Here is an 18,828-nt window from a genome sequence, read left to right as displayed (position 1 = left end):
GGGGTTCTGGACGTCTTATGCAGTTGGCAAAATGGATGGAGCAAGAATACGTTGCTCACTCGTCACTCCCGTGCAGCCTGCTCCGCATCACCCCCGGAGTCACTCCGTGCGCCTTGCGGAAGACGCGGATGAAATAATTGGTGTCCATGCCAAGGTTGAGGGCGATATCCTGCACAGGACGCTCAGGGTCCTCGGTGATCATCTGCAGCGCGCGCTGCAGCCGCAGGTTCTGCAGATATTTATGCGGAGTCACGCCGTATTCCTGCAGGAACAGACGCTGGAAATGCTGGACAGAATAACCGACGGCAGCGGCCAGATTCGTAATCAGCAGCGGCTCCGTGAAATGCTCGTTGATCAGGCTGACGGCTTTATTCAGAGCTTCGTTGCGTACATTTTCGTTCTCCAGGCGGGTCGCTGTACCGGCGGAGCATTCGCTCCTGCGCAGCATCAGCAGCAGCCTGTAGAGGGTTACCGACAGATCCTGCATCGACTGCTCCTCCTGGCGGCCGGTGCTGTTTCCGTTTACCGTATGCCAGATTCCGCCGATCATATCCCAGCAATCCTCGAATCGTTCAGGATGGAACAGCGCAGACGGCAGCAGGCCGAGTCCCTCCAGCACAGTTGCTGACTGGCTTCCATGGAAGCCGATGAAACCTACATGCCACGGCTCATGTGACAACGGATAATACTCGTGCCCGCGGTCGGGTGGAAAAGCATAGGCCATTCCCGGTGTCAGCACCGTCTCAGTGCCGTTCTCAAGGTCGCGGAACCGTCCGCTACCGCTGCGGATCAGGAATATCTGATGCACCGGGAATCCGGCCGGACGCACATGGTGATACTGGATATGGCGGCCGACCGAATAAGGGTATAAGGGGAACGCATTCAGGTCGCGCGGCATTTCGATCAGGGAGAAGGGGAGCATGTAAACACCTCATATTCATTTTGTGCTATGGAAACGCTATTATTATACTACCATTGGCAACTGATTATCCTTTATTATAAATAGTATAAATGGTTACAAGCTAAAGGGATAGAGCTGACGAAAAACTTATATCAGTGAAAAGTCTCATTCTAACATCGAACCCTATACGAGAGGATGAATGTAATAATATGAACAGCAAAGTTCCTGCAATCAGCAGCAAGGCTCCTGTAATGCTGCATGGTGCCGACTATAATCCCGAGCAATGGCTGAAATACCCTGAGGTGCTGAAAGAAGATATCCGGATGATGAAGCTGGCAGGCTGCAATGTAATGTCCGTGGGCATTTTCTCCTGGGTATCGCTGGAGCGTGAAGAAGGAGTATTCACCTTCGATTGGCTGGATCAGCTGCTGGATACTTTTAAGGATAATGGAATTTATGCCTTCCTAGCTACGCCAAGCGGAGCACGTCCGGCCTGGATGTCGGAGAAATATCCTGAAGTATTGCGGGTAGAACGGAACCGGGTGCGCAATTTGCATGGGGTCCGTCATAATCACTGCTTCACTTCACCGGTCTACCGTGAAAAAACCGCGCTGATGAACTCCAAGCTGGCTGAGCGTTACGCTCATCATCCGGCAGTCATCGGCTGGCATATTTCCAACGAATTCGGCGGCGAATGCCACTGTGATTACTGTCAGAATGCCTTCAGAGAGTGGCTTAAGGTTAAATACAAGGGAGATTTGGACGAGCTTAATCATGCCTGGTGGGCCACGTTCTGGAGCCATACGTACACCTCCTGGGAACAGATTGAATCCCCGGCTCCGCACGGAGAGACTCAGGTGCATGGTCTTAACCTGGACTGGCGCCGTTTCGTAAGTGACCAGACGATTAACTTCTGCCAGCATGAGATTGACTCGGTGCGCAGCTTCAATCCTGAACTGCCGGTGACGACCAACATGCATATGATCGACGGTATTGACTATCGTAACTTGGCGAAGATCCTTGATGTGGTCTCCTGGGATGCTTATCCGGACTGGGGGTATACCGAGGATGATGATGATGCCCGGCTGGCGGCCTGGACGGCGATGCATCACGATATGTACCGCAGCTTCAAAAAGAAACCGTTCCTGCTGATGGAAAGCACACCTTCGCTCACGAACTGGCAGATTGTCAGCAAGCTGAAGCGTCCGGGTATGCACAAGCTGTCCTCCCTGCAGGCGGTAGCCCATGGTTCGGACTCCGTACAATACTTCCAGTGGCGCAAAAGCCGCGGCTCCAGCGAGAAGTTCCACGGCGCAGTTGTCGATCACAGCGGACATGCGGAGACCCGTGTATTCAGAGATGTGGCTGAGGTTGGGCGTACGCTGGCAGGATTAACGGATGTAGTCGGTACAACCACTCCTGCCGAAACAGCCATCCTGTTCGACTGGGACAACCGCTGGGCGGTTAAGGATGCCCAGGGTATCCGCAATTCCGGGCTGAAATATGAAGAGACTGTGCTTCAGCATTACCGTGGATTGTGGGAGCTGGGGATTCCGGTGGATGTGGTCGGCTCCGGTGATGATCTGTCCGGCTACAAGCTGGTCATTGCGCCAATGCTATACTTGATCAGCGAAGAAAATGGCAAGCGGATTGAGAAGTACGTGGAGCAGGGCGGCACATTCCTGGCCACCTATTGGTCGGGAGTCGTAGGCGAGACGGACCTGTGCCACCTGGGCGGCTTCCCTGGACCGCTGCGCAGAACCCTGGGTATCTGGGCAGAAGAGACAGAAGGTCTGCACAGCCGCGATCTGAACGGCCTCGTGATGGACCCTGGCAACACCCTGAAGCTGACCGGAGACTATGATGCGCATGAAATCGCTGAGCTGATCCATCTGGAGGGTGCAGAAGCGCTGGGGCATTACCGCAGCGACTTCTACGCCGGACGTCCGGCACTGACCGTGAACAAGCTGGGGGCAGGCAAAGCCTATCATCTGGCCACACGGGTGAAGGACCCGCAGTTCTATGTAGATCTGTACGCCGCAATTACCGGCAAAGAACGCATCAGCCGCTCCCTGAACACCGAGCTTCCTACAGGAGTAACGGCTCAGCTGCGCAGTGACGGCGAGCATGATTATGTATTTGTGCAGAATTTCAGCGGCAACGAGCAAGTGGTAACGCTGGATGGTCAGGAGTATACGGACCTCGAATCCGGTGCTGCTGCACCTACAGAGCTGAAGCTGCCGGTCAACGGGCTGGTTATGCTGAAACGGCAAGCTGCTAAGTCATAAAGCAGGCTGAAAATATAAGCAATGAGTTCAAAAAGGCAGGACCCGCTAAAAATCGGGTTCTGCCTTTTTGAATGATATGATAAGCCTCTAAAATGCAGTGAAGCAGATGCTGTTTATCCACGTAATGCCAGGAATCAATTCGTTCGACGAAAAATAAATGTATTAAATCCATCTAAAGGATTTAGTTTGAGCATTACGCCTGACATTTTGCCGTGGAAGCAGCTGAGTAAGCAAATAGGTTTGAAATCTGGACGTCATTCCCTGCTGTAAAGAGCTTCGATTCCCTCAATCACCCGCAAATAGTAAGCTGGCTCATGCGGTACGAGCTGTGCGTGGTTTACCCGTTCATTAATTTCGGCCCATTCACTGTCATCGGTTACCCGGAAGCCTTGCACATGTAGAGTGCTGCTTGCCCCAGCGATGAAGCTGCGGAACTCGGCGAAGCGGGCCTGGACGATCCCTGCTACCTCTTCCTGCTGCAGCGAGAAGTCACTGAGAGCATAATTGTTCTCGTAAACAAAAACATTCGCCCGCTCCCGGTCCATAAACCCGGCTGTATCCATCTGGTAGGGGATAATTCCCAAAGGTTTTAATTCGTCAAAAGCAAGCCTAAGGCCCAGCTCCTCCTGTACCTCCCGGACCCCATCCTCCACCGTCTCATCAGCCATCAGATGGCCGGCGGCAGTGATATCGAGCAGTCCGGCATAATCTCTTTTGTGCCGGCTGCGCAGCTGGAGGTAAATCATCAGTCCATTGTCAGCCTGACGGACAAACCAGCAATGAAAGGTCTCGTGCCAGAGACCGTGGCGGTGTACCTCATCGCGGGGAGCGGTTCCGGTTCTATTACCTTGCTCATCAAATGTAGTTAGTATCTCTTCGGTCATACAGAAGCTCCTTCACCAATTGCGTCAAAGCAGGATGCGGAATGCAGCGGGTCTTGACGATTATATTTTTTACAGCTTACCATAGATACAGAAATACAGTAATATTCAAATGAAGGTGTGGTAGAGGGAATGTACGGCTCAGGAGGAGAACGATGAAATATTTGGTTAAGCTAAATCTGGCCAGCATCATCTTGGCTCTGCCGGTCTTTGCAGCCATTGAGCTGATTGGAAATGCACTGAGGATTAGCCGGATCACCGGATGGGAGTACGGGAAGGTTGAGCGTTCGGTCACGCTAATCAATATCGCAGGCTTTTTGCTGACCGGAATTCTGATCGTGTATGTAACCCGGCGAATACTGGACAACCGGAGAATAGCTATGATTACGAGTTTGCTCTGGTTTGCCTATTTCAGCTTATTCGTCTACCTGTTCGCTGCGCTCTTTCCCATGACAGTACATGAGGACGAGCCGGCACCGGTTACCGGACTAATCTTCATAGGGATACTTATCCTGCATTTCTTGTATGTAGCCATTGTTCAGGCATGCTCTATATTCTTGACTGTCAGGGAGGACGAATAATGCAGCCAGTACCCATGGAGCTTACTACATTCAACTCGCTTAGTGACGAACGGCTCGACTATGCCTGCATGGAACCCACGTTCATGAAGATCCGCGCGAAATCTCCGGCGGTGAAGAATGAAGCAATTGCACAGCTAAGCAGGGGACAGAGGGCGCTCTGTATGTTCCGGATTCTGTATGACCACAGCTCTAAGTCTGCGGAAGAATACTACGGGTGGCTCAGTTATCTGCTGGATCAGCCGGGATACTGGAGCAGTGTGCTGGAGGGATTGCAGTTTTTTGAAGATGCTCCGTTTACTGCACATAGTCTGCGGATCATCGCTGGTTACATCCGTACCAATCCTGACGAGTTCATCGTGTTCCGATAAGGGATGGGTCGGATTAAGCATACAAAGAACCCCGGTGCATAAGTGAAGCATCCGGGGTTTGATGTGTTTAGCAGTTGCTCTGAACAGCCGCCGCTAAACTATGAACAATCCTATCTATACGCGCTCAGTTTGTATATACGGCGCTTATTATCTCTATAGTTGGAGCAAGCCGAATCAATTTATGGTGCTGTTGTTCAAAAATTCCGAGCCGGAATTATCTGGCCAGCCATCCGCCGTCTACATTAAGGATATGTCCGTTCAGGTAGTCGGAAGCCGCAGATGCCAGGAACACAGCAGGGCCCTTAACATCTTCAGCAGTTCCCCAGCGTCCGGCTGGAATGCGGTCAAGAATTGAATCGGAACGGCTCTGATCGGCACGGATTGGAGCTGTGTTCTCAGTAGCCATATATCCTGGAGCGATGGCGTTGATGTTCAGACCGGAACCAGCCCATTCGTTAGCGAATGCTTTAGTCAGACCTGCTACGGCATGCTTACTTGCTGTGTAGCCTGGTACGTTGATGCCGCCCTGATAGGAGAGCATGGAGCAGATGTTGATGATTTTTCCGTTGCCTCTTTCAAGGAAGTGGCGGCCGGCGATCTGGGACAGCAGGAATACAGTGTTCTGGTTGAGGTTGATGACGTCGAACCAGTCTTTTTCACTGTGATCCTTGGCTGGCGTACGGCGGATCATACCTGCGCAGTTCACGAGGATGTCAACTTTGCCTGTGAAGGCAACAGCTTCGTCGAACATGCCCTGAAGCTTGGAATGATCGCTCAGATCAGTAGCAATGCTTAGTGCCTTAACGCCAAAAGCTTCAGCTGCTGAAACAGTCTCTTCACTCCCATTAAGGGAAGCGGAGATTACATCTGCGCCAGCTTCTGCGAAGGCAAGGGCGATCCCTTGTCCAAGACCCTGGGCAGCACCCGTTACGATTGCTGTTTTACCTGCCAAACTGAATAAAGATGACATATTATAATTCTCTCCTTTAAGTTGCATAATTGAGTATCGCTTATAAGGCTTAAATGTGTATTTAAACTACCCGCACTCGATGTTGACGCCTGCCTTGCGGAACAGCTCCACCGTCTCGGGCGCAAGCCCGCTGTCTGTAAGCAGCACATCGACTTCCTGCAGTGAAGCAAAGGTGCGCAGAGCGGTATGCCCGAATTTGTGATGATCGCAAGCGGCGAATACCTGGCGGGCCGTGGATACTAAGGCTTGTTTGAAATCGATTAAATCTCCGGTATAGATGGACAGGCCATGCTCAATATGAACGGCTGTCGCCGAGAGAAAGGCTTTTTGAATATTAAGCTTCTGTACATAGGAGACAGCTTCAGGGCCGGCCAGCATGTTGCGGACACGGTACCCTCCGGGAACGACCAGACGTATGTTGTCTTTGGGAACCAGCTCGCTGATGATATACACATCGTTGGTAATGACTGTCAGGGGCATATTCTCCAGCCGCCGGGCAATCTCAAGCGTGGTGCTCCCGCCGTCGAGTGCAATAATGTCATCCTTGGCGATATGTGCCAGCGCACGCAGGGCAATCTCCGATTTCTCCTCGGAATATTTATCCAGCGGGTCTTTGGAGGGCAGAATCCCGAATTGATCGCTCTGTGCCAGCACAGCTCCGCCGTGTACACGCATGATCAGTCCTTGTTCCTCCAGCTTGCTTAAGTCCTCGCGGATTGTTTTTCCCGTTACCTGGAGCTTGTCGCTCAGCTCGTTCACTGTTACATCCTTCTGGTTCAGCATAACTTCCATAATCATCTCGTGCCGCCGTATCGGGTTCATCCGCCTGCCTCATCTTTCCGTAGTTGATTTGCTTCTATTGTAATTCTTTCATGCCTACGGGGTCCATATCATCGTAACGTTTGTTGTCTCCGGCCATACTCCAGATGAAGGTGTAGTTATGTGTACCCACACCGCTGTGAATGGACCAGCTCGGAGAAATGACAGCCTGCTCATTGTGCATTACAATGTGGCGGGTTTCTGTTGGTTCCCCCATCAGATGGAAGACGATGGAGTCATCCGGCAGATCGAAGTAGAAGTAAGCTTCCATCCGGCGCGGGTGAGTGTGGGATGGCATGGTGTTCCACATGCTGCCCGGTTTCAGCTGAGTCATTCCCATCACAAGCTGTGCGCTCTGCACGCCGTTCGTGTGAATGAAGCGGTGAATCGTACGTTCGTTGGAATTCTCAAGTCCGCCCATGGCTCCGGATTCGGATTCAGCCAGCGTGGTCTTGGTAGTAGGGTAGGACTGGTGAGCCGGAGCGGAATTCAGGTAGAATTTCGCTGGTTTGGCGCTGTCGGCGCTTTTGAAAATAACATCTTTGGAGCCTTGGCCTACATACAGGCATTCCTTGAAGTCAACTTCATATTCAGTTCCGTCTACAACAACCGAACCTTTGCCGCCGACATTGATAATACCCAGCTCACGGCGTTCCAGGAAGTAAGTCACTCCAAGCTCCTTGAGGTCCGTTGTAAGTACAACATCCCCATTGACCGGATTAGCCCCGCCAACGATCATGCGATCTTCATGGGTCAGGACAAGCTTCAGTTCATCCGGAGCAAAAATAACCGGAATATGGAACTCCTTGCGCAGGCGCTCAGTGTCAAACTGCTTAACTTCATTCGGATGTGATGCAAAACGTCTTTCCATTGAATATTCAATCTCCTTAAGAAAAATGTATTTTCGTTCGTATAGGTACAATTTAATCCATTTACGTTCATTTGGCAAGTGATAATCTTTTTTAGTACGTTTATTTTAGTTCGTTTGTTAGGATTAGAGATTGCCATCTGAACTGAAAGCGTGCACAATAGAGCTGGAAAGCAGTGAGTTCCCAAGGTGAAGTCTACCTAATTGAAGAGGGATAGTTGTTCTATGTATACACACGCGGCATGACTCCCGGATTAGGGGCTCGTGATACAGAATATATAATGGAGGGTGAGGGAAATGGCAGACAGGCTTCAGAATCAGACTTCTTATAAAGTACGCCAGCAGGAAATTATCAGTTCAATCGCACTGGAGGCGGAGCGGCGTCCGCTGCTTGCGAGCGGCCTCTGGTTCCATGATGATGTGCGGAATAACTTCTATTATGCTTCTTATTTATTTGCTGCTGCGGTAGATGATACGCTGGAGCTGCCTTTCGATAAGGAGGAAGCCAAACGGAAGGCGGAAGCCGTCATGCTGGAAACGGTCCTGCTGCAGAACCGCCAGCCCGGTACAGAACTCTATGGCCACTGGCCGCTGGGCTTGAATCCGCAGCCCAGAGAAGCGCCGCCGCATGAGCTGCCGGTGGAGATCATGGGTAGCCTGATGGTCTGGTTCTGCAAGCAATATTCCAGCCAGTTCAGCGCAGGGCTGCGTATTGCCTACCACACGGCCATCGGTCATGTGTACCGCAGCGGCTTCTTCCGTAAGCCGGTAACGACGTTAAGCCACCATGAAGCAAAATATACGGCAGCCAAGCTGATCTTCGGCAGCTTCTTCGAGGATGACGAGCTGCTGGAAGACGGACAGCGGAGTCTGGACATCACGCTGGCGCATATCCGGGAGACAGGAATGCCGGAGTACGGCAGCCTCCCGTGGTTCTGGCACTGGGTGCAGGCATTCACCTGTGCCTGGGAGCTGGAGACAGACAGCGGCATTAAGCGTACCCTTGGCGAGATGCTTGATTATCTCTGGAACGAGCGGAGCCAGTGGTATCTGCAGGGCGCCTGGGCAGGTGCCCATTCCAGAGGCTGGCCGCATGATGTGCCGGCTGACAGCAATGTGCTGCACGACTATGTGCAGTTCGGAGACTTCAAGCTGCCGGCGGAGATGCCGCGCACCGAATATGCCGGTTTCCTGTTCTATGAAGCGCCGGAGCAGGTGCGTTCGAATGCGCTGAACCGCGAGGCAGCGGTAGAGGTCAAGAAGCAAACCGAGAAGGTGGTTGCCGGTGATCCGGACCGCCAGCCGCCGCTCCATTCCTATGCCTACCTCACAGAGGATTATGCGGCAGGCGGCATGTGGGAGCGGGTAGAGGAGTTCGACAATGAGCAGCTGCGCTGGGCGTATTCGCTCCCGGTGGGTGCAGCTGAAGGCGTGAACCGGCTGTACTTCTTCCATCCGGGCCAGGGGTATAACGCGGGCGATCCGCGGCACCAAAGCCCTTATATGGAAGTGCTGTACCATAAGAACACCGTCATATCTCTGTTCCCGGTACCCGAAAGTGAGAACAAGCTGGTTGTGGGTGTTCTTCCTAAGGGGCAGTGGAGTAAACAGCCTGCAGCGCTGTTCGGTTATGCAGGCAATGTGTATTTTGCAGTCTACTTATCGCATGGCTATGAGCTGCTGGAACGCCCGGATTATCTTGAGGTGATCTCCGAAGGGATGCCGGGCGGAGTCATTGTTGAAGCGCTAAGCGTTAGCCAGGCTGCGGAGCTGGGAATAAGCGGGTTTGATGAGTTTGCCGCAGCCGCCGCACAGCGGGCGCCTAAGTTTGGAGCGGGAGAAATTCTGTCTGCGGAATACACTACATGGCTCGGCCATGAGTATTTACAGCTCAGCACAGGCAATGGCCTGACAGAGTTCAAAGCAGAGATTAACGGCAAACCGGTTTCTTTTGACAGTTATTCTGTCTAAGCTTGTAAATAATTAATGAACCTATAGAGGACCCGGGGATGCTGAAGCGTCTGCCGGGTTCTTATATTGTCTGCGGCTGCTTCGCCTAGCAGGATTGGGCTGGAGCATGATATGTTAAGAATGGTAATATCTTAGTAGATCATAGGAAACAATAAGATCACTATTTTGGCAGCGAAGCATCTACTATGGAGACATGGGGGGAGCAGTATGACAGAGATAGAATACCGACTGGAGAAGGATTTCTTAGGAAGTAAACCGGTGGAGAAACACGCCTACTACGGGATACAGACGCTGCGTGCAGTAGAGAATTTCCCGATAACCGGGTACCGGGTGCATCAGGAGCTGATTAAAGCTATGGGCATCGTCAAAAAATCTGCGGCACTGGCCAATATGGAAATCGGTAGACTCTACAAGGGACTGGGGGAAGTTATCGTTGAGGCGGCGGATGAGGTGATTGCCGGAAAGTGGCATGACCAATTCATCGTGGACCCGATTCAAGGCGGGGCCGGCACCTCGCTGAATATGAATGCGAATGAAGTGATTGCGAACCGCGCGCTGGAGCTGCTGGGCCGGGCCAAAGGCGATTATCTGCAGCTCAGTCCCAACACGCATGTGAATATGGCACAGTCCACGAACGATGCTTTTCCGACGGCAATTCATATTGCCACGCTCTCCCTGCTGGAGCAGCTGCTGGTGACTATGCGGAGCATGCATGGCGTATTTGTGCTGAAAGCGGCGGAGTTTGATCCGGTTATCAAAATGGGACGGACCCATCTTCAGGATGCGGTACCGATCCGTCTGGGCCAGGAATTCGAGGCGTACAGCCGGGTGCTGGAGCGTGATATTCAGCGGATCGAGCATACACGGCGGCATCTCTATCAGGTGAACATGGGGGCGACGGCGGTAGGCACCGGACTGAATGCGGAGCCGCGTTATATTGCGCGGGTGGTAGAACTTCTGGCCGAGATCAGCGGATTGCCGCTGGTGAGTGCTGAGCATCTGGTCGATGCTACGCAGAATACAGATGCCTACTGCGAGGTCTCGGCAGCGCTGAAGGTCTGCATGATGAACATGTCCAAAATCGCCAATGATCTGCGGCTGATGGCCTCCGGTCCGCGCTCCGGCTTGGGTGAAATTACGCTTCCGGCCCGCCAGCCCGGATCTTCCATCATGCCCGGCAAGGTGAATCCGGTGATGGCCGAGGTGATCAATCAGGTCGCTTTTCAGGTCATCGGAAATGATCATACGATCTGTCTCGCCTCCCAGGCGGGCCAACTCGAGCTTAACGTTATGGAGCCGGTGCTGGTATTCAATCTGATCCAGTCGATCAGCATTATGAACAATTCCTTCAAGGTGTTCACGGACTACTGCCTGGCGGGCATTGTGGCCAATAAGGAGAAGCTGCAGCGTGAAGTCGAGCAGAGCGTAGGCATCATTACTGCGGTGAACCCGCATCTGGGCTATGAAGTGGTGTCGCGTATTGCCAGAGAAGCGATTCTGACCGGCGAATCCGTGCGCGCTCTATGCCTGAAATACAATGTGCTCAGTGAGGAAGAGCTTAATCTGATCCTCGATCCCTATGAAATGACCCATCCCGGGATCGCGGGGGCGGCGCTTTTGAATAAGGAATAAAGGGCAGAATCCGGGGGATAGCGAAAATTGGCTGCAGAGACCGGTATTATTTTGTAAACCCGGGGTAAAGGTCGTGTTATAATATACGGGAGCATTTACACCCGGAAGTATCATAAATTTGTAATGGCTTACTGGAGGCATAGTGTGGCGAAGGCAAAAGTAGCAAAACGTCCAACCCGCGACGAATTCGTGCTGGAAGAGCTGGGCAATCAGCTGGTCGAGGCGAAACAGGAGGATTCCGAGATTCTGCTGACGGTCTGGGGGAAGGAAGAACAGGTTCGCGGAGTGATTGTGGAGATGGATTCGCGTACCGGCAAGGTACACCTGCGATATAACGAAGAAATTATCAAGGTTCCGTTCATGGATATTATGCAGGTGAATTACCCGCGGGATTAGCCGCTGGAGGCAGGTCTTGTAAGGTAGAGTATAGCAGGGCAGAAGAAAGCTCCGGCGCGCCGGAGAGTGGTTGGAGGTAGCAGGGACATGCAAGTGAACAAAACCAATGCCATGCGTATGCTTGATGCAAAAAAGGCCGGATACACCCTTCATACTTATGATAATGAGGATGGCCAGATTCACGGGAGTGCTGTTGCTGAGAAGATTGGCCTCCCGCCTGAGACAGTGTTTAAGACACTGGTCTCACACAGCGGGCCGCAGCCCTATGTATTTGTTATTCCAGTGGCTGAAGAGCTTGATCTTAAGAAAGCGGCCAAAGCCGCCGGAGCGAAGAAGATCGAGATGCTCCCGCTGAAGGAACTGCTGAAGTGGACAGGTTATGTGCGCGGGGGATGTTCGCCCGTTGGCATGAAGAAGCTGTATCCTACGTTCATACACAGCAGCGCGGAGGGGTTGCAGACCATCGCCGTCAGTGCAGGGCGCATCGGCATGCAGATGGAGCTTGAGCCTAAGCTGCTGGCAGATGTGGTATCTGCTGTATTTACGGATCTCATTAAAGAATAGCTGTAGAGCAAGAAGCCGGAATTCCTAGAGGTCTAGGGATTCCGGCTTCTTTGGCGGTTTTGGCTAACTCCATTCTGTGTAGTGACCGGCTATAAACCGGATCTCGCGCTCATAGTGTGCCAGATGCCCCTCATCAACCATTTTCATAAAAGCAGGATTGCCATCGGCAGCTCCCTGCTTCAAGGTATCGCACATTGCTGTCAGGCGCTCGACCACCCACTTGTTCAGCTCCTTAGGGGCGGGGACGGGAATCCCATAAGCCTCAAAAAATAACTGTATCCGCTGGCACCGGTCTGACGCATGTAAATGGGTTTGGTAAGCTGCGGTGGACCCTGATGTGTAGTCAGGTGCGAAGCTGGCCAGCGGAACTGATGTGTAGATGGAATATGCAATGTCCCACATCCGCGGACCGGGTCCGGCCATGTCGAAATCAATCAATGCCGCAGGAGCATCATTCTGAAAAACCACATTGTACAGGGCAGCGTCATTATGGCAGATCACTTCATGTGCACTGTTATCGGCATAGCTGAGCTGCCAGCTTCCCTCTGATTGCGGATTGAATCCTTCAGTCGCATCGTGGTAATGACGTAACAGGCGTGCTACACCTGCAAGTGTCTCACGAGACCACATATACGGCTTAAGTTCAGGGTAAGCATTGCCTGGAACTTCTCCGGGAATATAGCTGAGTATTTCACGCCCGGGCTCATCCAATCCGAGAAAACGTGGCGCTCCCCCGAAGTTCTGCTTCTCCAGATGCTGCAGCAGTGCATGAACATTAGGACTCCAATCCCCTGTGGGACGGCGGACGGTATCCGCCTTACGGACAATGTGATTCACATTTCCGCCGGTCAGTATTTCTTCATGCTGAGTCACCAGGCTAGTCCTCTCTTTCACTTAGGATGTATGTAATATAGTGCAGGATACTACCCGGCAGCCCATCCGAAAAGTAAGGACCAACGAGGTGAATGGATGCGTTCGTTCAGGAGTATGCGGACTGAGAATCCTTTATTTGCCGGAAAACAGGCATTTCCGGCAGCTTGCGGACTGAGATTCCGCTAAGTGATGCGGAAAGGCTCTTTTCAGAGCAAACGGGCACCATTAACGGAATCTCAGTCCGTGGGAGTTCCAAAAAGGTGGAATGGAGCGAAATAACGGAATCTCAGTCCGGCGAGACCGGATTGCTCCGTCCAGGGCGAATCTCAGTCCGCGCGAAACCGGCCTTGCTCCGTTACGGCCGAGCAGCGGTCAGCCAGGGCTTAATGTTACTCTTATACGAGCGGAGTGCAGACCACAAGCGATCAGTGTTACTCGGTTATGCCCGTTATGCCCGTTATGCCCGTCATGCCCGTCACGCCCGTGATAACCGGTTTGCAGCTTGAGCAGTTAAGGCAACAGCTTCGCTGCCACAAGCCCCAGATACTCCTTCAGCGCCAGTCCGGTGGTGGAGACGGACCCGGCGGAGGGAGTGAATTTGCTCACATAGAGTGACATGGGGCGGCTGGCCAGGTAATCCACCGGGAAGGGCTGCGGCGTTAATCCCGCGTGCTCAAATTGCACCATGCTGCGCGGCATATGGAAGGCTGAGGTGACCAGCACCGGATGGCTGAATCCGTGCTCCTGCATAAGTGCAGCGGTGTTGACCGCATTCTGCTCGGTATTAAGCGAGCGGTTCTCCGGCAGGATGTCTTCTGCCGGGATGCCGAGTCCGATCAGCTGCCGCCGGGCGATATCGGCTTCATTGCCGCTGTCTGCAAACACCTGGCCGCCGGAGAAAATAACCGGCAGTCCGGTCTGCCGGTACAGCCGGGCGGCAGCCAGCAGCCGGTTCGCCGCCGGACCGGACATATTGCCCTGTCCGTCCAAATCCGGCGTGCCGGAGGTAGCGCCTCCGCCGAGGATGACAATAACATCGCCTTCTACTGCAGAAGGCTGTGTATATTGCCGTTCCAGACTGCCGATCAGCAGGTCACTGACTACAGAGGTCATCGACAGATAGAGCAGCAGGCTCACCGCGAGCAGTACGACCGCCGGCCGGCGGCTGCTTTTCCACAGCCAGACCACCATCCCCAGCAGCAGGATCACAAAAATTCCCGGAGGCAGAACAAAGCTGTATACGAATTTAATGAGGTAGATCAAGCAGGTCACCAACTTTTTGAAGGATTATATAAGAGTCTTATGTTCATCTGCCCTGCATGGAGATCAATTCTGCTTGTATTGTACCATGAGTCCGGCTGCTGTTCCCAGCTTCGCCCATGTTCAGGTGCGGTACAGATGCTTCATGTAGGAGGAGGGGGATTCACCGAGCACTTTTTTGAACACGCGGCTGAAGTAGTAAGGGTTGGGGTAGCCAAGCGCATCACTGATCTCAGATACATTGTACGCACTCGTCCGCATCAGCTCGATGGCCTTGTTCATCCGGAGCTTGGTATGGGTCTCAATAATCGTCTGTCCGGTGGCCTGCTTGAACGCGGATGACAGGTAGCTGTAATTCATGTTCAGCTGTGAAGCGAGCTCTTCCCCGGCGAAATCCTCGCCGCAGTGTTTGATCAGATAAGCTGTAACTCTCCGCACAGCATTCCCGCTTTTGCCGCTGACAGATGTACTGCTCTCCTGCTGCCCGGCCGCATGTATATCCATGAACAGCTCATATACACTGAGGCAGCTCCGTGTCATCCAGTGCGTTTGCGATTCGGTCCGCTGAACCTGCTCGAGAATTAGCCGCAGACGGCTCTCCAGTCCAAGCTGAACCGGTGCTCTGCCATATTTGGGTAACGGGAACCGGTACTTGTAATAATCGGGATAATAATACTCCAGCTCAGGCAGCGGAATATAATCCTTGTAGCTGCTCTTGTCCCGGTGCTCTGCAGCGGATGTGAAATGAACCCAGTACCAGGATGTTCCCGCAGCGCAGCGGGGTTCGCCCCAGTGATGAAGTCCTCCCCTCAGGAAAAGATATTCTCCCGCTTGTACTACGTATTCCGTACCTTCTTCTATCACCTGCATGCTGCCTTGGGTCACATAAATAAATACCTCATAATCCAGCAGGCGGTCCGGATGGGTGTACAGGCCTGAAGCCTGATTCCAGCCGATATCCCGGACAAGCGGAAACCCGTCTGCCGTCAAAAAGATCTGCTCTTCCAAGGTTTCACCTCCTGTCCTCTCTAATCTATCCGCATTATATAATCACAAAAAAGGATATGCAATCTGTGGTTTGATGCATTTTCTCTTAATGGACAGTGACTATAATTATTGTTATAGCCAAAATAAAGAGAGGTTGTTGAATCATGCACAGCGCAATGTCAGCTTTACGGATTGGACAGATTAAGCTTTCCCCCGGACCGGTGCAAGCCCGGTTTGAGTTGAACAAAAAGTATATTATGAGTCTGACCCCGATGAATCTGCTGCGCAGTTTCTATCTGGAGGCGGGACTCTGGAGCTATAGCGGTAACGGCGGGACAACAGCGGCCTCCACAACAAGCATGGATGGACCGGAGCAATGGCACTGGGGCTGGGAGTCACCGACCTGTGAGCTGCGTGGGCATATTATGGGTCACTGGCTGTCTGCGGCTGCGCGTATTTATGCACAGACGGAAGATATGCTGGTGAAGGCCAAGGCAGATCATATTGTGGGTGAACTGGCCAAATGCCAGGAAGCGAACGGCGGGGAGTGGCTGGCTGCTTTTCCGCAGACTTATATGCACCGCATTGCGAACGGCAAGTATGTCTGGGCTCCGCATTATACAGTTCATAAGCTCCTGATGGGTTTACACGAGATGTATGCCATAGCCGGCAATCTGCAGGCACTGGAGATCATGAAGGGGATCGCAGCCTGGTTCTTCCGCTGGACCGGACGGTTCAGCAGGGAGCAGCTGGATGAACTGCTTGATCTGGAGACAGGAGGGATGCTCGAAGCCTGGGCGGATCTGTACGGAATTACCGGATCGGAGGAGCATTTGGAGCTGATCCGCCGCTATGACCGACGCCGCTTCTTCGATGCCCTGCTGGACGGTCAGGATGTACTGACCAATAAACACGCCAACACACAGATTCCCGAGATACTGGGAGCGGCAAAAGTGTACGAGGTCACAGGGGATGAACGTTACCGCAGCATTGTGGAGGCGTTCTGGAAATGTGCCGTTACTGTGCGCGGTTATCTGTGCAGCGGTGCGGGCGATGATGGAGAGCTGTGGATGCCCGCTGGAGAGATGTCAGCCCGGCTGGGCGCTGGTCAGGAGCACTGCGTCAACTACAATATGATGCGGCTCTCGCATACCCTGCTGCGCTGGACCGGAGATGCGGCTTACGGGGATTACTGGGAACGGCGCTTCTATAACGGTGTGCTGGCCCATCAGCATGGAGAGAACGGCCGGATTTCATATTTCCTGGGGCTCGGTGCGGGCAGCACCAAAACATGGGGCTCGGAAACAGGACATTTCTGGTGCTGCCATGGCACCTTGATGCAGGCCAACGCCTCCTATGAACCGATGATTTACATGCAGGAGGAGGGCGGCTTAGAAGTATGCCAATGGATTCCTTCCACAGTAAGCTTCAAGCAGGGCGGAGCCGAAATAGGTATCCGGCTGGAGCAGGATGGCCAACATGGCGTCTACCCTATGAATAATTGGTCGGTAGCCGGCATGACGAATATTACCAGAGTAGATATTCCGCCAATCCCGGCGCACCGTCCGGATGCGCTTGTCTATAAGCTTACCGTTGCGGCTAATGAGGACAGCCGGTTCAGCCTGCGGCTGAGAATGCCCTGGTGGCTGCGGGAGGGAGCTGTCATCAGGGTGAATGGGGTCCCGCAGCAGGTAGTCTGCCGGCCATCTGCCTTTGTTGAGCTTGAGCGGACCTGGAGCAGTGGAGACACCGTGGATGTGGAACTCCCCAAGGGGGTAACTGCGGAGCCATTGCCGGGTGATCAGGATATCTTCGCATTCGTGGACGGTCCGGTGGTACTGGCCGGTCTGGTTGGAGAAGAGCGGAGGCTGATTGGTGATGCGGCAGATCCGGGCAGCATGCTCACCCCTGACCGCGAACGTAACCATGGCTGGTGGATGTTCGGCAGTTACCGGACGATCCGCCAGGAGCGGGGATTTCGTCTGATTCCTTTGTTTGAGGTTAAGGACGAGGAGTATACGGTATATTTTCCGGTGGAGCAGGCTGGGGGCCAGCAGACTGGAGTATAAACCCGATCCAGCCGTTACCAAATCCCTGATGATCAACAATGGGCGGGGAGATAACAATGGTTCCTCCGCAGTTCGTAACCGGTTCTATAGGCTGCTGCAGGAAATGGTTGTTAAGGACGGGGATGTACTAGAATATATGAAACGGGCCAATACTGAATACGACAGGCAGGTACAGGAATACTGGCGGTGACATTACACTATTGCCTACACAAGAAAACGGAGGTCTGCCGACCTTCGTTTTCTTGTGAATAATCCTCGAAGCAATTTTCTATCCGTCTGGATAATCCGGGATAAAATGAAGTCGGAGCTGAAGGCTGAAACTGATTTACCGGTTTCCTGATTGAAAAAGTATATCTTCATAATGTGCCTCCCAGCGTATTGGCGGATAACGCTTTGCCGTCTGTCTTCCCCGGTTCCTCCGTAAGCTGACGGTAGCCCATGGGAGGCAGGCCGGTCCAGCGCTTGAACTGCTTGCTGAAATGGGAGACATCACGGTAGCCGAGCCTGTAGGCGATACTCTCCACTGACAGGCTGTTATCCAGCAGCAGTAGCTTGGCATGGCGGATGATCAGATCAGAGAGATACTGCCTCGGCGGCAATCCGTAGATTTGCCGGAAGGCGCGGTTGCAGTGATTCGGGCTGTAGCCAAGTCTTGCAGCGATGTCTTCAATGCTTCCGGCCCGGCTGCCGGTTGCCGCAGCGGTGAATACGGATTCCTGCAGAAGCCCTTCAATGGCGTTCGCCAGGGCAACGGTTTTCTCCGTAACACCGGGCAGTGTGCTCCGGACAGGGGAGGGCAATGCAGCCAGCACCCAGCTGCTGAGTGCGGTGAACAGCTGCAGCGAAGCATTGAGCGTCACCAGCCGGCCCCGCTGGGCATCGCTGGCATCAGGGAGGATCGTCGAGCTGATAATTGCATCGAGTGAAGAACGGATCGCCTGCAGCTCCGGAGTGTCACCGCTTAGGCTGACGGTGTCCATCGTCATCAGGGAACGGCGCAGGACCAGATCATCAATGTCGAAATGCAGGCAATAATAGGTCATTTCATCCTCTGACACTGTACCCAGGCTGGAATGCAGGACACTTGGGCGGATGAACAGAATGTCGCCGCTGTGCTGGATGTAAGACTGTCCGCCTACATTCATTTGCTGCGAACCCTGCAGGACGATATTGATCTCGAACATCGGATGGGTGTGTGCCGGATATTGCCACTCCTTGTTCACCTTGCGCCAGTGGGCAGCGAATATATGAAAGGCAGCCTGTATATCCGGGGACATCCGGCCGTCCATGGAATGCTGTGTACCGGGATCTAATACGTTCATACTCAACCTCTTTTTCACTAAAAGTTGGCTCTATTATAGCATAAGCCGCCGCGTCCGATTGATTTGTCCAAATAATTG

The 18,828-nt window shown here is 53.1% G+C and carries 18 protein-coding genes; 9 read left to right on the top strand and 9 right to left on the bottom strand.

From position 1 onward, the window contains the following. Positions 1–55: 55 nt before the first annotated feature. Positions 56–922 carry an AraC family transcriptional regulator gene (locus tag R50912_RS18770; RefSeq protein ID WP_081956570.1) on the bottom strand — a complete coding sequence of 289 codons (867 nt, stop codon included), beginning with the start codon at positions 920–922 and terminating at the stop codon, positions 56–58. 188 nt (positions 923–1,110) lie between these two features. Between R50912_RS18770 and R50912_RS18765 the strand changes: the two genes are divergently transcribed. Beyond that, a complete protein-coding gene (locus R50912_RS18765; RefSeq protein WP_042237047.1) occupies positions 1,111–3,189 on the top strand; it encodes a beta-galactosidase in 2,079 nt (692 codons plus the stop codon). A gap of 254 nt (positions 3,190–3,443) precedes the next feature. Here the strand turns inward: R50912_RS18765 and R50912_RS18760 are convergent, their stop codons facing one another. Continuing rightward, entirely contained in the window at positions 3,444–4,073 is a 630-nt protein-coding gene (locus R50912_RS18760) for an NUDIX hydrolase (RefSeq protein WP_042237046.1), read from the bottom strand. 152 nt (positions 4,074–4,225) lie between these two features. On the opposite strand from R50912_RS18760, the gene R50912_RS18755 reads away from it, so the two are divergent. Together R50912_RS18755 and R50912_RS18750 are read left to right on the top strand one after the other, a co-directional pair. Further along, on the top strand, positions 4,226–4,651 hold the full coding sequence (locus R50912_RS18755; protein WP_042237045.1) for a hypothetical protein: 426 nt from the start codon (positions 4,226–4,228) through the stop codon (positions 4,649–4,651). After that, on the top strand, positions 4,651–5,019 hold the full coding sequence (locus R50912_RS18750; protein WP_042237043.1) for a hypothetical protein: 369 nt from the start codon (positions 4,651–4,653) through the stop codon (positions 5,017–5,019). The genes R50912_RS18755 and R50912_RS18750 overlap by 1 nt, the downstream gene beginning before the upstream one ends. 214 nt (positions 5,020–5,233) lie before the next feature. Here R50912_RS18750 and kduD read toward each other — a convergent pair whose 3' ends face one another. The 3 genes from kduD to kduI all read right to left on the bottom strand — a co-directional run bounded on the left by kduD (position 5,234) and on the right by kduI (position 7,679). Further along, on the bottom strand, positions 5,234–5,989 hold the full coding sequence (gene kduD / locus R50912_RS18745) for a 2-dehydro-3-deoxy-D-gluconate 5-dehydrogenase KduD (RefSeq protein ID WP_042237041.1): 756 nt from the start codon (positions 5,987–5,989) through the stop codon (positions 5,234–5,236). Between the two features lie 66 nt (positions 5,990–6,055). Then, positions 6,056–6,811: a DeoR/GlpR family DNA-binding transcription regulator gene (locus R50912_RS18740; protein ID WP_039294698.1), complete on the bottom strand. Its 756-nt coding sequence runs from the start codon at positions 6,809–6,811 to the stop codon at positions 6,056–6,058. Positions 6,812–6,845: 34 nt separating this feature from the next. Next, positions 6,846–7,679, bottom strand: coding sequence for a 5-dehydro-4-deoxy-D-glucuronate isomerase (gene kduI / locus R50912_RS18735; protein ID WP_042237039.1), 834 nt, complete (start codon positions 7,677–7,679; stop codon positions 6,846–6,848). Between the two features lie 294 nt (positions 7,680–7,973). Here kduI and R50912_RS18730 point away from each other — a divergent pair, with 294 nt between their 5' ends. The 4 genes from R50912_RS18730 (at position 7,974) to ybaK (ending at position 12,239) form a co-directional block, all read left to right on the top strand. After that, positions 7,974–9,647, top strand: coding sequence for a hypothetical protein (locus tag R50912_RS18730; RefSeq protein ID WP_042237036.1), 1,674 nt, complete (start codon positions 7,974–7,976; stop codon positions 9,645–9,647). 207 nt (positions 9,648–9,854) lie between these two features. Further along, positions 9,855–11,279 (top strand): aspartate ammonia-lyase, encoded by a 1,425-nt coding sequence (aspA, locus tag R50912_RS18725; protein ID WP_042237034.1) that lies wholly within the window; start codon positions 9,855–9,857, stop codon positions 11,277–11,279. Between the two features lie 144 nt (positions 11,280–11,423). Next, positions 11,424–11,675 (top strand): YolD-like family protein, encoded by a 252-nt coding sequence (locus tag R50912_RS18720; protein ID WP_039294685.1) that lies wholly within the window; start codon positions 11,424–11,426, stop codon positions 11,673–11,675. Positions 11,676–11,762: 87 nt separating this feature from the next. Further along, complete coding sequence (ybaK, locus tag R50912_RS18715; protein WP_042237032.1) at positions 11,763–12,239, top strand: Cys-tRNA(Pro) deacylase; 477 nt, start codon at positions 11,763–11,765, stop codon at positions 12,237–12,239. Between the two features lie 63 nt (positions 12,240–12,302). On the opposite strand, the gene R50912_RS18710 is transcribed toward ybaK, so the two are convergent. Next, a complete protein-coding gene (locus R50912_RS18710) occupies positions 12,303–13,112 on the bottom strand; it encodes an aminoglycoside phosphotransferase family protein (RefSeq protein WP_042237031.1) in 810 nt (269 codons plus the stop codon). Positions 13,113–13,372: 260 nt separating this feature from the next. Here R50912_RS18710 and R50912_RS35035 point away from each other — a divergent pair, with 260 nt between their 5' ends. Then, entirely contained in the window at positions 13,373–13,618 is a 246-nt protein-coding gene (locus R50912_RS35035; protein WP_156123195.1) for a hypothetical protein, read from the top strand. A 4-nt stretch (positions 13,619–13,622) separates the two neighbouring features. On the opposite strand, the gene R50912_RS18705 is transcribed toward R50912_RS35035, so the two are convergent. Together R50912_RS18705 and R50912_RS18700 are read right to left on the bottom strand one after the other, a co-directional pair. Next, complete coding sequence (locus tag R50912_RS18705; protein ID WP_042237029.1) at positions 13,623–14,375, bottom strand: YdcF family protein; 753 nt, start codon at positions 14,373–14,375, stop codon at positions 13,623–13,625. Positions 14,376–14,495: 120 nt separating this feature from the next. Then, positions 14,496–15,380 carry a helix-turn-helix domain-containing protein gene (locus R50912_RS18700; RefSeq protein WP_042237028.1) on the bottom strand — a complete coding sequence of 295 codons (885 nt, stop codon included), beginning with the start codon at positions 15,378–15,380 and terminating at the stop codon, positions 14,496–14,498. 143 nt (positions 15,381–15,523) lie between these two features. Here R50912_RS18700 and R50912_RS18695 point away from each other — a divergent pair, with 143 nt between their 5' ends. Then, positions 15,524–17,428 (top strand): beta-L-arabinofuranosidase domain-containing protein, encoded by a 1,905-nt coding sequence (locus R50912_RS18695; protein ID WP_231637673.1) that lies wholly within the window; start codon positions 15,524–15,526, stop codon positions 17,426–17,428. A gap of 356 nt (positions 17,429–17,784) precedes the next feature. Here R50912_RS18695 and R50912_RS18690 read toward each other — a convergent pair whose 3' ends face one another. Next, the gene (locus tag R50912_RS18690; RefSeq protein WP_052416489.1) at positions 17,785–18,750 is read right to left on the bottom strand and encodes an AraC family transcriptional regulator; all 966 of its coding nucleotides are present in this window, start codon (positions 18,748–18,750) and stop codon (positions 17,785–17,787) included. Between the last annotated feature and the right edge of the window lie 78 nt (positions 18,751–18,828).

It is taken from the genome of Paenibacillus sp. FSL R5-0912 (assembly GCF_000758605.1).
Taxonomy (GTDB): Bacteria; Bacillota; Bacilli; order Paenibacillales; family Paenibacillaceae; genus Paenibacillus_AQ.
Note: the sequence above shows the minus strand (reverse complement) of the source record. Positions and strands in the feature narration are given on the sequence as shown.